The sequence below is a fragment of the Serratia marcescens subsp. marcescens ATCC 13880 genome, assembly GCF_017299535.1.
GTDB lineage: Bacteria > Pseudomonadota > Gammaproteobacteria > Enterobacterales > Enterobacteriaceae > Serratia > Serratia marcescens.
The window spans coordinates 4,678,405-4,692,954 of sequence record NZ_CP071238.1; the positions used below are offsets into that span (position 1 = coordinate 4,678,405).

6 protein-coding genes, 2 tRNA genes and 4 rRNA genes are annotated in these 14,550 nt (G+C 57.4%); 2 read left to right on the plus strand and 10 right to left on the minus strand.

Going from position 1 to position 14,550, the window contains the following annotated elements:
• Nucleotides 1-3: 3 nt before the first annotated feature.
• The gene (edd, locus tag J0F90_RS22330) at nt 4-1,818 is read left to right on the plus strand and encodes a phosphogluconate dehydratase (protein ID WP_033639249.1); all 1,815 of its coding nucleotides are present in this window, start codon (nt 4-6) and stop codon (nt 1,816-1,818) included.
• A gap of 54 nt (nt 1,819-1,872) precedes the next feature.
• The gene (locus J0F90_RS22335; protein ID WP_016930304.1) at nt 1,873-2,514 is read left to right on the plus strand and encodes a bifunctional 4-hydroxy-2-oxoglutarate aldolase/2-dehydro-3-deoxy-phosphogluconate aldolase; all 642 of its coding nucleotides are present in this window, start codon (nt 1,873-1,875) and stop codon (nt 2,512-2,514) included.
• Nucleotide 2,515: 1 nt separating this feature from the next.
• Here the strand turns inward: J0F90_RS22335 and aceK are convergent, their stop codons facing one another.
• The 10 genes from aceK to J0F90_RS22385 form a co-directional block, all read right to left on the minus strand.
• Nucleotides 2,516-4,270, minus strand: coding sequence for a bifunctional isocitrate dehydrogenase kinase/phosphatase (gene aceK / locus J0F90_RS22340; protein ID WP_033639248.1), 1,755 nt, complete (start codon nt 4,268-4,270; stop codon nt 2,516-2,518).
• 70 nt (nt 4,271-4,340) lie between these two features.
• Entirely contained in the window at nt 4,341-5,648 is a 1,308-nt protein-coding gene (aceA, locus tag J0F90_RS22345) for an isocitrate lyase (protein WP_033639246.1), read from the minus strand.
• 41 nt (nt 5,649-5,689) lie between these two features.
• Nucleotides 5,690-7,288, minus strand: coding sequence for a malate synthase A (gene aceB, locus J0F90_RS22350; protein WP_016930307.1), 1,599 nt, complete (start codon nt 7,286-7,288; stop codon nt 5,690-5,692).
• A 374-nt stretch (nt 7,289-7,662) separates the two neighbouring features.
• A complete protein-coding gene (gene metA / locus J0F90_RS22355) occupies nt 7,663-8,592 on the minus strand; it encodes a homoserine O-acetyltransferase MetA (RefSeq protein ID WP_004936623.1) in 930 nt (309 codons plus the stop codon).
• Between the two features lie 200 nt (nt 8,593-8,792).
• Nucleotides 8,793-8,908 (minus strand): 5S ribosomal RNA (rrf, locus tag J0F90_RS22360).
• 45 nt (nt 8,909-8,953) lie between these two features.
• Nucleotides 8,954-9,029 (minus strand) — tRNA-Thr (locus J0F90_RS22365).
• 14 nt (nt 9,030-9,043) lie between these two features.
• Nucleotides 9,044-9,159: ribosomal RNA gene (gene rrf / locus J0F90_RS22370) — 5S ribosomal RNA — on the minus strand.
• A 99-nt stretch (nt 9,160-9,258) separates the two neighbouring features.
• A 23S ribosomal RNA gene (locus J0F90_RS22375) occupies nt 9,259-12,165 on the minus strand.
• Nucleotides 12,166-12,404: 239 nt separating this feature from the next.
• Nucleotides 12,405-12,480, minus strand: a tRNA-Glu gene (locus J0F90_RS22380).
• Nucleotides 12,481-12,568: 88 nt separating this feature from the next.
• Nucleotides 12,569-14,110: ribosomal RNA gene (locus tag J0F90_RS22385) — 16S ribosomal RNA — on the minus strand.
• The 16S, 23S and 5S rRNA genes sit together here with 2 tRNA genes alongside, the layout of an rRNA operon.
• Nucleotides 14,111-14,550 lie beyond the last annotated feature (440 nt).

A 14,550-nucleotide genomic window follows, 5' to 3' on the forward strand; every position in this document is an offset into this window, starting at 1 on the left:
GGCATGATTAATCCAACCTTGTCCCGTGTCACACAGCGCATCATCGACCGTTCCCAGGCCAGCCGCGCCGCTTATCTGGCGCGTATCGAGGCGGCCCGCGCCCAAACCGTCCACCGCGCGCAGCTGGCCTGCGGCAACCTGGCCCACGGCTTCGCCGCCTGTCAGCCCGATGACAAGGCGTCGCTGAAAAACATGGTGCGCAGCGATATCGCCATCATCACCGCCTACAACGACATGCTGTCGGCCCACCAGCCGTACGAACACTACCCGCAGCGGCTGAAGCAGGCGCTGAAGGCGGTCGGCGCCGTGGGCCAGGTGGCCGGCGGCGTGCCGGCGATGTGCGACGGCGTGACGCAGGGGCAGGACGGCATGGAGCTGTCGTTGATGAGCCGCGACGTGATCGCCATGTCGGCCGCCGTCGGCCTGTCGCACAATATGTTCGACGGCGCGCTGTTCCTCGGCATCTGCGACAAGATCGTACCGGGGCTGGTGATGGCCGCCCTCTCCTTCGGCCACCTGCCCGCGCTGTTCGTGCCGGCCGGCCCGATGAGCAGCGGCCTGCCGAACAAGGAAAAGGTGCGCGTACGCCAGCTGTACGCCGAAGGCAAGGCTGATCGCCTGGCGCTGCTGGAGGCCGAGGCCGCCTCTTATCACGGCATCGGCACCTGCACCTTCTACGGCACCGCCAACACCAACCAGATGGTGATGGAAGTGATGGGCCTGCATCTGCCGGGCGCCTCCTTCGTCCATCCTGACACGCCGCTGCGCGACGCGCTGAACGACGCCGCCGCGCGCCAGGTGACCCGACTGACCGATACCGCCGGCAACTACCTGCCGATCGGCCGCCTGGTGGACGAGAAAGTGGTGGTGAACGGCATCGTCTCGCTGCTGGCCACCGGCGGCTCCACCAACCTGACCATGCATCTGGTGGCGATGGCGCGCGCGGCGGGCATCATCATCACCTGGGACGATTTCTCGGAGCTGTCGGAGGCGGTGCCGCTGCTGTGCCGCATCTATCCGAACGGCCCGGCCGACATCAACCAGTTCCAGGCCGCCGGCGGCGTGCCGCTGGTGGTGCGAGAGCTGCTGCAACACGGGCTGCTGCACGAAGACGTGCATACCGTGGCCGGTTTCGGCCTGCGCCGCTACACCCAGGAACCGTGGCTGGATAACGGCCAACTGGTGTGGCGCGAAGGCGTGGCCGGCTCGCTCGACGCCAGCGTGATCGCCAGCGTCACTCAGCCGTTTGAACATCACGGCGGCACTAAAGTGATGGCCGGCAACCTGGGCCGCGCGGTGATGAAAACCTCGGCGGTGCCCGCCGACAACCAGATCATCGAAGCGCCGGCGGTAGTGTTCGACAGCCAGCACGACATCGTGCCGGCGTTCGAAGCCGGCAAGCTGGATCGCGATTGTGTGGTGGTGGTGCGTTTCCAGGGGCCGCAGGCCAACGGCATGCCCGAGCTGCACAAGCTGATGCCGCCGCTGGGCGTGCTGATGGATCGCGGCTTCAAAGTGGCGCTGGTGACCGACGGCCGCCTGTCCGGCGCCTCCGGCAAGGTGCCTTCCGCCATCCACGTCACCCCGGAAGCCTATACCGGCGGCCTGCTGGCGAAAGTGCGCGACGGCGATCCGATCCGCGTCAACGGCCGCAGCGGCGAGCTGCAGGTGCTGGTCGACGCCGACGAACTGGCCCGGCGCACGCCATGCCAACCCGATCTGAGCGCGGAACACATCGGCTGCGGCCGCGAGCTGTTCGGCGCGCTGCGCAGCCAGCTGTCCGGCGCCGAACAGGGCGCCTGCTGCATCAAATTTTAATCGATAGCCTGGCCGCATCGCCGCCTGGCGGCGGCCACAGAGGAGAACGTCAGCATGAACAAGTGGACAACAAGCGCCGAGCAGATCCTGACGGCGGGGCCGGTGGTGCCGGTCATCGTGATCAACAAGCTGGAATATGCGGTGCCGCTGGCGAAAGCGCTGGTCGCCGGCGGCGTGCGGGTGCTGGAGGTGACGCTGCGCACCGCCTGCGCCATGGACGCCATTCGCGCCATCGCCCAAGAGGTGCCGGAAGCGATCATCGGCGCCGGTACGGTGATCAATCCGCAGCAGTTGCGGGAAGTGACCGAAGCCGGCGCGCAGTTCGCCATCAGCCCAGGCCTGACCGACGAGCTGCTTAAGGCCGCCACCGCCGGTTCCATTCCCTTGATCCCGGGCATCAGCACCGTTTCCGAACTGATGCAGGGCATGGATTACGGCCTGCGCGAGTTTAAATTCTTCCCGGCGGAAGCCAACGGCGGCGTAAAAGCGCTGCAGGCGATCGGCGGCCCGTTCCCGCAGGTGCGCTTCTGCCCGACCGGCGGCATCTCACCGGACAACTACCGCAGCTATCTGGCGCTGAAAAGCGTGCTGTGCATCGGCGGCTCCTGGCTGGTGCCGGCGGACGCGCTCGAAAGCGGCGACTACGCGCGCATTACCGAACTGGCGCGCGCCGCCGTCGCGGGCGCTCAAGCCTGATTTACATCGCAGCGGTGGCAGCCGGCAGCGCCGCCCCGCTGCGCTGGCTGAACCGCTGCTTCTTGCGATAAGCGAATACGTCTTCCACATGCCCTTCGCGGATGCGCTGCTGCAACCCGCGCCAATACTCCGCGGTAAACAGATCGCTGTGCAGCTCTTCAAACATCTGCCGAATGCGCCGATCGCCGCACAGAAAGTGGCGGAACTCTTCCGGGAACACGTCGTTGGGCGCGATGCTGTACCACGGCTCGCTGGCCAGTTCATCTTCCGGATAACGCGGCGGCGGGATATCGCGGAAGTTGACCTCGGTCATGTAGCAAATCTCGTCGTAGTCGTAGAACACTACCCGCCCGTGGCGCGTCACGCCAAAGTTCTTGAACAGCATGTCGCCGGGGAAGATATTGGCGGCGGCCAGCTGTTTGATGGCATTGCCGTACTCTTCAATCGCATCGCGCATCTGCTGGTCGTTGGCCTGCTCCAGATACAGATTCAGCGGGGTCATGCGCCGTTCCATATACAGGTGCTTAATCACGATGCGATCGCCAAGATCTTCCAGTTTGTCCGGCACTTCGCGTCGCAGCTCCGCCAGCAGTTCCGGGCTGAGGCGCGCCTTGTCGACGACGAAATTCTCGTACTCCTGGGTATCCGCCATGCGCCCGACGCGATCGTGCTCTTTCACCAGCTGATAGCAAGCCATCACCTGCGCCTGCGTCACCTCTTTTTGCGGGGCGAATTCGTCTTTGATCACTTTAAACACCCGATCGAAGGACGGCAGGGTAAACACCAGCATCACCATGCCCTTCACCCCCGGCGCGATGATGAACTGCTCCTGCGAGTGCGCCATAAAAGTCAGGTATTCGCGGTAGCATTCGGTTTTGCCGTGCTTCTGGCAGCCGATCGCCATGTACAGCTCGGCGGTGGTCTTGCCCGGCAGGATCTCGCGCAGCCACTCCACCATCGCCGCCGGCAGCGGTGCGTAGACCATGAAATAAGAGCGGGCGAAACCGAAGACGATGCTGGCCTCGGCCTTGCCGGTCAGGCAGGCGTCGATAAACAGCGCGCCCGATTCGCTGTGGTGGATCGGCAACAGGAACGGGTAAACGCCGTCGGCCAGGCGCAACTTGCCGACCAGCCAGGCGGCCTTGTTGCGATAGAACAGCTCGTTGGCGATCTGGAAGGTCGCCCCCGTCAGTTGCTGTGGGCTGAAGGCGCGCTGCAGCGCCTGAGTGATGTAGCGAATATCGCGCGTCAGATCCTCCCACGGCAGCCGCAGCGGCAGATCGCTCAGCACGCTGCGCAGCATCGCCGGCAGATCGCCATTGGCGGTAAAATCGCGCGCCAGCGGACGCGGAATGTCGCGAAAGCGCCGTTCCGGCTGCGAACTGAAGACGAACAGCTTGTCCGGCGTCAGATCGCGATGCTTGAACAACCGGCAATAAACCGAGTTGAAGAAGCTTTCGGCGATCTCAAAACGCGGGTAGTCCGGCAACAGGTCGATATAGACCGCTTTGACCCGGCTGGGGAAGTCGGCGTCGAAATATTTCTGCCCGGTGATGCATTTGAGCTGCTCCACCACCAGGCCGACGTGATGGTCGTACAGATGGATGCGCTTTTTCATCGCCTGCTGCACCGCCGGCCAATCCGCCTGCTCAAAGCGCTGCTGCGCGCCGGCGGTCACTTCCAGAAAGCGGCCGTACTGCGCATCGAAGCCCTGCAGGATCGTCTGAGCGATCAACAACTCCAGTTTTGCCGCCATCCTTACCCCCCGCCAGAAAAAGAAGCCTGCGCATGCAGGCTCCGGGTGAAACGTCTTCAAGCTTGCCGCATCAGAACTGCTGTTCTTCCGTCGAACCGGTCAGCGCGGTGACCGAAGAGGCGCCGCCCTGAATGATGGTGGTGACCTTGTCGAAGTAGCCGGTGCCCACCTCTTGCTGGTGCGACGCGAAGGTGTAACCGCGCTCTACCGCGGCGAACTCCGCCTGCTGCACCTTCTCGACGTAGTGTTTCATCCCTTCACCCTGCGCATAGGCGTGCGCCAGGTCGAACATGTTGAACCACATGCTGTGGATGCCCGCCAGCGTGATGAACTGATACTTGTAGCCCATGTCCGACAGCGCCTGCTGGAAGCGGGCGATGGTCTGGTCGTCGAGGTTCTTCTTCCAGTTGAACGACGGCGAGCAGTTGTAGGCCAGCAGCTTGCCTGGGTATTTGGCGTGGATGGCGTCTGCGAAGCGCTGGGCGGCATCCAGATCCGGCGTTGAGGTTTCGCACCACACCATATCGGCGTAAGGGGCATAAGCCAGACCGCGGCTGATCGCCTGTTCGACGCCGGCATGGGTACGGAAGAAGCCTTCCGCCGTACGCTCGCCGGTGACGAAGGCGCTGTCATACGGATCGCAGTCAGAGGTCAGCAGGTCGGCCGCATCGGCGTCGGTACGGGCGATCACCAGCGTCGGCACGCCGAGCACGTCGGCCGCCAGGCGCGCGGCGACCAGTTTCTGGATCGCTTCTTGCGTCGGCACCAGCACTTTGCCGCCCATATGGCCGCATTTCTTCACCGCCGCCAGCTGATCTTCGAAGTGCACCCCGGCGGCCCCGGCGGTAATCATCGCTTTCATCAGCTCAAAGGCGTTCAACACGCCGCCGAAGCCGGCTTCCGCATCGGCGACGATCGGCAGGAAATAATCGGTGTACCCTTTGCTGCCCGGCTCAATCTGGTTCGCCCATTGGATCTGATCGGCGCGGCGGAAGGTGTTGTTGATGCGCTCGACCACCTTCGGCACCGAGTCCACCGGATACAGCGATTGGTCAGGGTACATGGCCGCCGCGCTGTTGGCGTCGGCCGCCACCTGCCAACCGGACAAGTAGATGGCCTCGACGCCGGCTTTGGCCTGCTGCAGCGCCTGGCCGCCGGTGAGCGCGCCCAGGCAGTTCACGTAGCCTTTGCGCGCCTTGCCGTTCAGCAACGCCCACAGTTTGGCGGCGCCGTTTTGTGCCAGGGTGCATTCCGGGTTGACCGAACCGCGCAGGTTGATCACGTCTTCAGCGCTGTAAGGGCGGGTAATGCCTTCCCAACGGGCCGATTTCCATTCCTGTTCCAGCTGCTGGATCTGTTGAGAGCGAGAGGTAGACATAATTTTTATCCTTTCAGTCATGTAGGGTTGATTGGGAAAGTTCAGGCCAGCAGCGCATAGCCGGGCAACGTCAGGAAATCGATTAATTCATCTTGCGTGGTGATGCGCTCCATCAGGCGCGCCGCCTCTTCGAACCGGCCGGCGTTAAAGCGCGCTTCCCCTACTTCTTCACGCACCACCAACATCTCTTCTTGCAACATCTGGCGGAACAGCGCCTTGGTGACCGGGCGCCCGTCGTTCAGGCTCTTCTCGTGGTGGATCCACTGCCAGATAGAGGTACGGGAGATCTCCGCCGTCGCGGCATCTTCCATCAACCCATAGATAGGCACGCAGCCGTTGCCGGAGATCCAGGCTTCGATGTACTGCACCGCCACGCGGATATTGGCGCGCATCCCCGCTTCGGTGCGTTCGCCGTCGCATGGCTCCAGCAGCTGCGCGGCGCTGATTGGCGCATCCTGCTCACGCATCACGTCCAGTTGGTTCTGGCGATCGCCCAATGCGTTGCCGAACACCTCCATCACCGTGTCCGCCAGCCCCGGGTGCGCCACCCAGGTGCCGTCGTGGCCATTGTTGGCCTCCAACTCTTTGTCCGCCCGCACCTTGTTCAGCACCCAGGCGTTTTTCTCAGCGTCTTTGCTCGGGATAAACGCCGCCATGCCGCCCATGGCGAAGGCGCCGCGCTTATGACAGGTTTTGATCAACAGGCGTGAATAGGCGCTGAGGAAAGGTTTCTCCATGGTCACCGACTGACGATCCGGCAGCACGCGATCGCCGTGATTCTTCAGCGTTTTGATGTAGCTGAAGATGTAATCCCAGCGGCCGCAGTTCAGGCCAACGATGTGATCGCGTAGGTGATAGAGGATCTCGTCCATCTGGAACACCGCCGGCAGGGTTTCGATCAACACCGTCGCCTTGATGGTGCCGCGCGGCAGATCGAATCGATCCTCGGTAAAGCTGAAGACATCGCTCCACCAGGCCGCTTCTTCCCAGGACTGGGTTTTCGGCAGGTAGAAATACGGGCCGCTGCCCTTAGCCAACAGCTGGCGATAGTTGTGATAAAAATACAGCGCGAAATCGAACAGGCCGCCGGGAATGGCTTCATCACGCCACAGCACGTGTTTTTCCGGCAAATGCAGGCCGCGCACGCGAGCGATCAACACCGCCGGATTCGGTTTCAGCTGGTAGATTTTGCCGGCTTCATTGGTGTAGGAGATGGTGCCGTTAACCGCATCGTGCAGGTTGATTTGACCGTCGATGACTTTATCCCAGCTTGGCGCCAGGGAGTCTTCGAAGTCCGCCATAAACACTTTTACGTTGGCGTTAAGCGCATTGATCACCATCTTGCGTTCTACCGGCCCGGTGATCTCGACCCGGCGATCGCGCAGATCTTGCGGAATGCCGCGGATCTGCCAGTCGCCTTCACGAATGGAATTGGTTTCCGAAATAAATCCAGGCAGCTCGCCGCGATCGATATTTTGCTGCCAGCGGGCACGCGCCGCCAACAGCTCATTGCGCCGCGGCGTGAATTTCCCCACCAGTTCCGCCAGGAATTCAACCGCTTCATCCGTTAATACCTGGCGCTCCGCAGCGGCGAAACCCTGGGTAAACCTTAACTCCGTGCCTGCTATCTGTTGCGTCATGACCTTGCTCCTTCCCATCATTGCGCCCGAGCGACCGGCGCATTTTCATCAGAAATCACTGTGGATCAGGGCGGATGAAACGATCCCAAACTGGTCAGATCTCATCCCGATAGCTCTAAGAATACTCAACAAAAAATAAAAATCAAAAACCATTTCCATTTTATTATTAAATATTTTATTAACACTTTATTATCAATTGGTTAGAACAAATAACATAACCAACGGGTAAGGAAATCGGTTCCAATAGAATCGCAAAGACAGGCTAACACGCTGTTGGCCAATGGTTTTTTAGGAAAAGTGGCGGGTAAAAAGAGGATCGTACAGAGGATCAACAGCGCGGCGGCCTCGATTCAGCCGCCGGCAGGCAGAAAAGATCAGTCGAGAGTCGGATTCATATGGCGCAGATCGTAAGGCGTGATCTGGTAGACGTAATAGTTGAGCCAATTGGAGAACAGCAGGTGGCCATGGCTGCGCCAGGTGGCTTTCGGTGTCAGTGCGGGGTTGTCATCGGGGAAGTAGTTGAGCGGTACGGCAGGATCGAGGCCAGCTTCGTTGTCGCGACAATACTCCCCGGCCAGGGTCAGGGCATCATACTCAGGATGGCCGGTGACAAATGCCAGGCGCTTATCCCTGCTGGCGAACAGGTAGGCGCCAGCCTGCTCGGATTCGGCCAGAATATCCAGGTCGGTATATTGGCGAATCACCTCGGTCGGGAAATCGGCATAGCGTGAATGCGGCGCCAGGAAGCTTTCGTCGAAGCCGCGCGTCAGCAACGCATGCTGCTGCAGCGTTTGGTGCGGATAAACGCCGGAGAGCTTCACTTCGCGCGTCATCTTGGGAATGCCGTACAGGATATTCAACGCCGCTTGTACCGCCCAGCACACGAACAGCGTAGAGGTGACATGGTTTTTGGCCCAGTCAATGACCCGTTCGATCTGCGGCCAGTAGGCAACATCGCAGAAATCAACCAGCCCCAGCGGCGCGCCGGTGACAATCAGGCCATCGAAGTTCTCATTCTGGATATCCTCGAAGTCGCAGTAGAAGTTGTTCAGATGCTCGGCCGGCGTGTTCTTCGATTCGCGGCTGTCGATGCGCAGCAGCTGGATATCAATCTGCAGCGGCGAGTTGGACAACAGACGCAGAAACTGGTTTTCCGTTTCGATCTTCTTTGGCATCAGGTTGAGGATCAGCACTTTCAGTGGCCTGATTTCCTGTGTTTTTGCCCGCGAGGATGTCATCACGAAGACATTCTCACCGCGCAAGAAATTGACCGCAGGTAACTCATCAGGAACACGAATCGGCATTGCTTAACCCTCACATATCCATTTATACGTTTAGACTTCTAGATGCCCGAAGATAGCGTTTTTTTCCGTCGCTGTCGAGCATTCAGCGGAAAGGTGAAAATGTTTCATTGCACGAGGATCGCCAGGATATCGGCGCGGGAGATGAGAAGCCCTAAAAGCAAAAAGGCCATCCTTTCGGATGGCCTCTTGGCTTATTTGATGCTTGGCAGTGTCCTACTCTCGCATGGGGAGACCCCACACTACCATCGGCGCTACGGCGTTTCACTTCTGAGTTCGGCATGGGGTCAGGTGGGACCACCGCGCTATTGCCGCCAAGCAAATTCTTTTTTCTGCCGAACTTCTAAACCCACTTTAAATAAAGTGGTGCTGATACCCAGAGTCGAACTGGGGACCTCACCCTTACCAAGGGTGCGCTCTACCAACTGAGCCATATCAGCACGCTTAATTTGATGCCTGGCAGTGTCCTACTCTCGCATGGGGAGACCCCACACTACCATCGGCGCTACGGCGTTTCACTTCTGAGTTCGGCATGGGGTCAGGTGGGACCACCGCGCTATTGCCGCCAGGCAAATTCTGTTTCATTCCAACCGCTTCACTTCCATGAAGCCATCAGAACCAATCTCGGAACTTCGCTGAAAATCTCTCTAAAAACACCTTCGGTGTTGTAAGGTTAAGCCTCACGGATCATTAGTACTGGTTAGCTCAATGCATCGCTGCACTTACACACCCAGCCTATCAACGTCTTAGTCTTAAACGTTCCTTCAGGGGCCTTAAAGGCCCAGGGAAGACTCATCTTGAGGCAAGTTTCGCGCTTAGATGCTTTCAGCGCTTATCTTTTCCGCACTTAGCTACCGGGCAATGCCATTGGCATGACAACCCGAACACCAGTGGTGCGTTCACTCCGGTCCTCTCGTACTAGGAGCAACCCCTCTCAATCTTCCAACGCCCACGGCAGATAGGGACCGAACTGTCTCACGACGTTCTAAACCCAGCTCGCGTACCACTTTAAATGGCGAACAGCCATACCCTTGGGACCTACTTCAGCCCCAGGATGTGATGAGCCGACATCGAGGTGCCAAACACCGCCGTCGATATGAACTCTTGGGCGGTATCAGCCTGTTATCCCCGGAGTACCTTTTATCCGTTGAGCGATGGCCCTTCCATTCAGAACCACCGGATCACTAAGACCTACTTTCGTACCTGCTCGAGCCGTCACTCTCGCAGTCAAGCTAGCTTATGCCTTTGCACTAACCTCACGATGTCCGACCGTGATTAGCTAACCTTCGTGCTCCTCCGTTACTCTTTGGGAGGAGACCGCCCCAGTCAAACTACCCACCAGACACTGTCCTCACCCCAGATTATGGGGCCGAGTTAGAACATCAAACATTAAAGGGTGGTATTTCAAGGATGGCTCCACGCAGACTGGCGTCCACGCTTCAAAGCCTCCCACCTATCCTACACATCAAGGCTCAATGTTCAGTGTCAAGCTATAGTAAAGGTTCACGGGGTCTTTCCGTCTTGCCGCGGGTACACTGCATCTTCACAGCGAGTTCAATTTCACTGAGTCTCGGGTGGAGACAGCCTGGCCATCATTACGCCATTCGTGCAGGTCGGAACTTACCCGACAAGGAATTTCGCTACCTTAGGACCGTTATAGTTACGGCCGCCGTTTACTGGGGCTTCGATCAAGAGCTTCGCCTTGCGGCTGACCCCATCAATTAACCTTCCAGCACCGGGCAGGCGTCACACCGTATACGTCCACTTTCGTGTTTGCACAGTGCTGTGTTTTTATTAAACAGTTGCAGCCAGCTGGTATCTTCGACTGGCTTCAGCTCCATCCGCGAGGGACTTCACCTACATGCCAGCGTGCCTTCTCCCGAAGTTACGGCACCATTTTGCCTAGTTCCTTCACCCGAGTTCTCTCAAGCGCCTTGGTATTCTCTACCTGACCACCTGTGTCGGTTTGGGGTACGATTTAATGTTACCTGGAGCTTAGAGGATTTTCCTGGAAGCAGGGCATCAACTACTTCTGCACCGTAGTGCATCGTCATCACGCCTCAGGGTTGATATGCAACCGGATTTACCAGGTCACACCCCCTACACGCTTAAACCGGGACAACCGTCGCCCGGCTAGCCTAGCCTTCTCCGTCCCCCCTTCGCAGTAACACCAAGTACAGGAATATTAACCTGTTTCCCATCGACTACGCTTTTCAGCCTCGCCTTAGGGGTCGACTCACCCTGCCCCGATTAACGTTGGACAGGAACCCTTGGTCTTCCGGCGAGCGGGCTTTTCACCCGCTTTATCGTTACTTATGTCAGCATTCGCACTTCTGATACCTCCAGCAACCCTCACAGGCCACCTTCAACGGCTTACAGAACGCTCCCCTACCCAACAACGCTAAGCGTCGCTGCCGCAGCTTCGGTGCATGGTTTAGCCCCGTTACATCTTCCGCGCAGGCCGACTCGACCAGTGAGCTATTACGCTTTCTTTAAATGATGGCTGCTTCTAAGCCAACATCCTGGCTGTCTATGCCTTCCCACATCGTTTCCCACTTAACCATGACTTTGGGACCTTAGCTGGCGGTCTGGGTTGTTTCCCTCTTCACGACGGACGTTAGCACCCGCCGTGTGTCTCCCGTGATAACATTCTTCGGTATTCGGAGTTTGCATCGGTTTGGTAAGCCGGGATGGCCCCCTAGCCGAAACAGTGCTCTACCCCCGAAGATGAGTTCACGAGGCGCTACCTAAATAGCTTTCGGGGAGAACCAGCTATCTCCCGGTTTGATTGGCCTTTCACCCCCAGCCACAAGTCATCCGCTAATTTTTCAACATTAGTCGGTTCGGTCCTCCAGTTAGTGTTACCCAACCTTCAACCTGCCCATGGCTAGATCACCGGGTTTCGGGTCTATACCTTGCAACTAATCGCCCAGTTAAGACTCGGTTTCCCTACGGCTCCCCTATACGGTTAACCTTGCTACAAAATATAAGTCGCTGACCCATTATACAAAAGGTACGCAGTCACACCACGAAGGTGCTCCCACTGCTTGTACGTACACGGTTTCAGGTTCTATTTCACTCCCCTCGCCGGGGTTCTTTTCGCCTTTCCCTCACGGTACTGGTTCACTATCGGTCAGTCAGGAGTATTTAGCCTTGGAGGATGGTCCCCCCATATTCAGACAGGATGTCACGTGTCCCGCCCTACTCATCGAACTCACGACCTGTGCATTTTAGTGTACGGGGCTATCACCCTTTGCTGCGCGACTTTCCAGACGCTTCCACTAACACACAAGCCGATTCAGGTTCTGGGCTCCTCCCCGTTCGCTCGCCGCTACTGGGGGAATCTCGGTTGATTTCTTTTCCTCGGGGTACTTAGATGTTTCAGTTCCCCCGGTTCGCCTCATGCCACTATGTATTCATGACATGATAATGTGTCGAAACACACTGGGTTTCCCCATTCGGGTATCGCCGGTTATAACGGTTCATATCACCTTACCGACGCTTTTCGCAGATTAGCACGCCCTTCATCGCCTCTGACTGCCTAGGCATCCACCGTGTACGCTTAGTCACTTAACCTCACAACCCGAAGATGTTTCCATCGTTCGCGCTGCAAACATTTGAGAGACTCTATGACAGGTTACTCTTTATCCCAATACGTCTACGGAGGGATAAATTTCAGCCGTCATGTTTCAATTTTCAGCTTGTTCCAGATTGTTAAAGAGCAATATCTTAAACATGACTCGGAAGTCATCTTTAAGATATGGTGTATCGTCAGATACTTGAGACCGCCGCTTTCACCGGGTGGGTCGGAAGCTTGGCGTCCCCTAGGGGATTCGAACCCCTGTTACCGCCGTGAAAGGGCGGTGTCCTAGGCCTCTAGACGAAGGGGACACGACACCGTACTTTTATGACGCTTTTGCTCGTTACTTTTTCATCAGACAATCTGTGTGAGCACGCCACTCGAACTAATATCTTTAGGTAAGGAGGTGATCCAACCGCAGGTTCCCCTACGGTTACCTTGTTACGACTTCACCCCAGTCATGAATCACAAAGTGGTAAGCGCCCTCCCGAAGGTTAAGCTACCTACTTCTTTTGCAACCCACTCCCATGGTGTGACGGGCGGTGTGTACAAGGCCCGGGAACGTATTCACCGTAGCATTCTGATCTACGATTACTAGCGATTCCGACTTCATGGAGTCGAGTTGCAGACTCCAATCCGGACTACGACATACTTTATGAGGTCCGCTTGCTCTCGCGAGGTCGCTTCTCTTTGTATATGCCATTGTAGCACGTGTGTAGCCCTACTCGTAAGGGCCATGATGACTTGACGTCATCCCCACCTTCCTCCAGTTTATCACTGGCAGTCTCCTTTGAGTTCCCGGCCGAACCGCTGGCAACAAAGGATAAGGGTTGCGCTCGTTGCGGGACTTAACCCAACATTTCACAACACGAGCTGACGACAGCCATGCAGCACCTGTCTCAGAGTTCCCGAAGGCACCAATCCATCTCTGGAAAGTTCTCTGGATGTCAAGAGTAGGTAAGGTTCTTCGCGTTGCATCGAATTAAACCACATGCTCCACCGCTTGTGCGGGCCCCCGTCAATTCATTTGAGTTTTAACCTTGCGGCCGTACTCCCCAGGCGGTCGATTTAACGCGTTAGCTCCGGAAGCCACGCCTCAAGGGCACAACCTCCAAATCGACATCGTTTACAGCGTGGACTACCAGGGTATCTAATCCTGTTTGCTCCCCACGCTTTCGCACCTGAGCGTCAGTCTTCGTCCAGGGGGCCGCCTTCGCCACCGGTATTCCTCCAGATCTCTACGCATTTCACCGCTACACCTGGAATTCTACCCCCCTCTACGAGACTCTAGCTTGCCAGTTTCAAATGCAGTTCCCAGGTTGAGCCCGGGGATTTCACATCTGACTTAACAAACCGCCTGCGTGCGCTTTACGCCCAGTAATTCCGATTAACGCTTGCACCCTCCGTATTACCGCGGCTGCTGGCACGGAGTTAGCCGGTGCTTCTTCTGCGAGTAACGTCAATTGATGAGCGTATTAAGCTCACCACCTTCCTCCTCGCTGAAAGTGCTTTACAACCCGAAGGCCTTCTTCACACACGCGGCATGGCTGCATCAGGCTTGCGCCCATTGTGCAATATTCCCCACTGCTGCCTCCCGTAGGAGTCTGGACCGTGTCTCAGTTCCAGTGTGGCTGGTCATCCTCTCAGACCAGCTAGGGATCGTCGCCTAGGTGAGCCATTACCCCACCTACTAGCTAATCCCATCTGGGCACATCTGATGGCAAGAGGCCCGAAGGTCCCCCTCTTTGGTCTTGCGACGTTATGCGGTATTAGCTACCGTTTCCAGTAGTTATCCCCCTCCATCAGGCAGTTTCCCAGACATTACTCACCCGTCCGCCGCTCGTCACCCGGGGAGCAAGCTCCCCTGTGCTACCGCTCGACTTGCATGTGTTAAGCCTGCCGCCAGCGTTCAATCTGAGCCATGATCAAACTCTTCAATTAAAAGCTTGATTTGCTTCCACTCGAGAAGCGATGCTCAAAGATTTACTGCATGAATTTTACTTCAGTTAGTCACTCTTCAAGACTTGATATTTTTTTGCATCCGAAGATGCTGGATATCGTCTTGTGGAGTGCCCACACAGATTGTCTGATAAATTGTTAAAGAGCAGTGAGTTAGGCGCTTTCGCTTGCTAACTCGAGGTGGCGTATATTACGCTTTCCTCTTTCAGAGTCAACCCTAATTTTCAGGATTTTTTCTCTTTCTTCCCGGCCGCTGTGTGAAGTGAATCACTTGCGCCGTGTCGATGGAGGCGCATTATAGGGATCCGAGTTTTTTGCACAACCCCTTTTTTGATCTTTTCTTTCCGTTTGCACACTTTTCAGCCCTTCCGGGTGGATCTTGTGCGATCAGGGCCATTTTCCGCAGGATCCGGCGCGGCGAC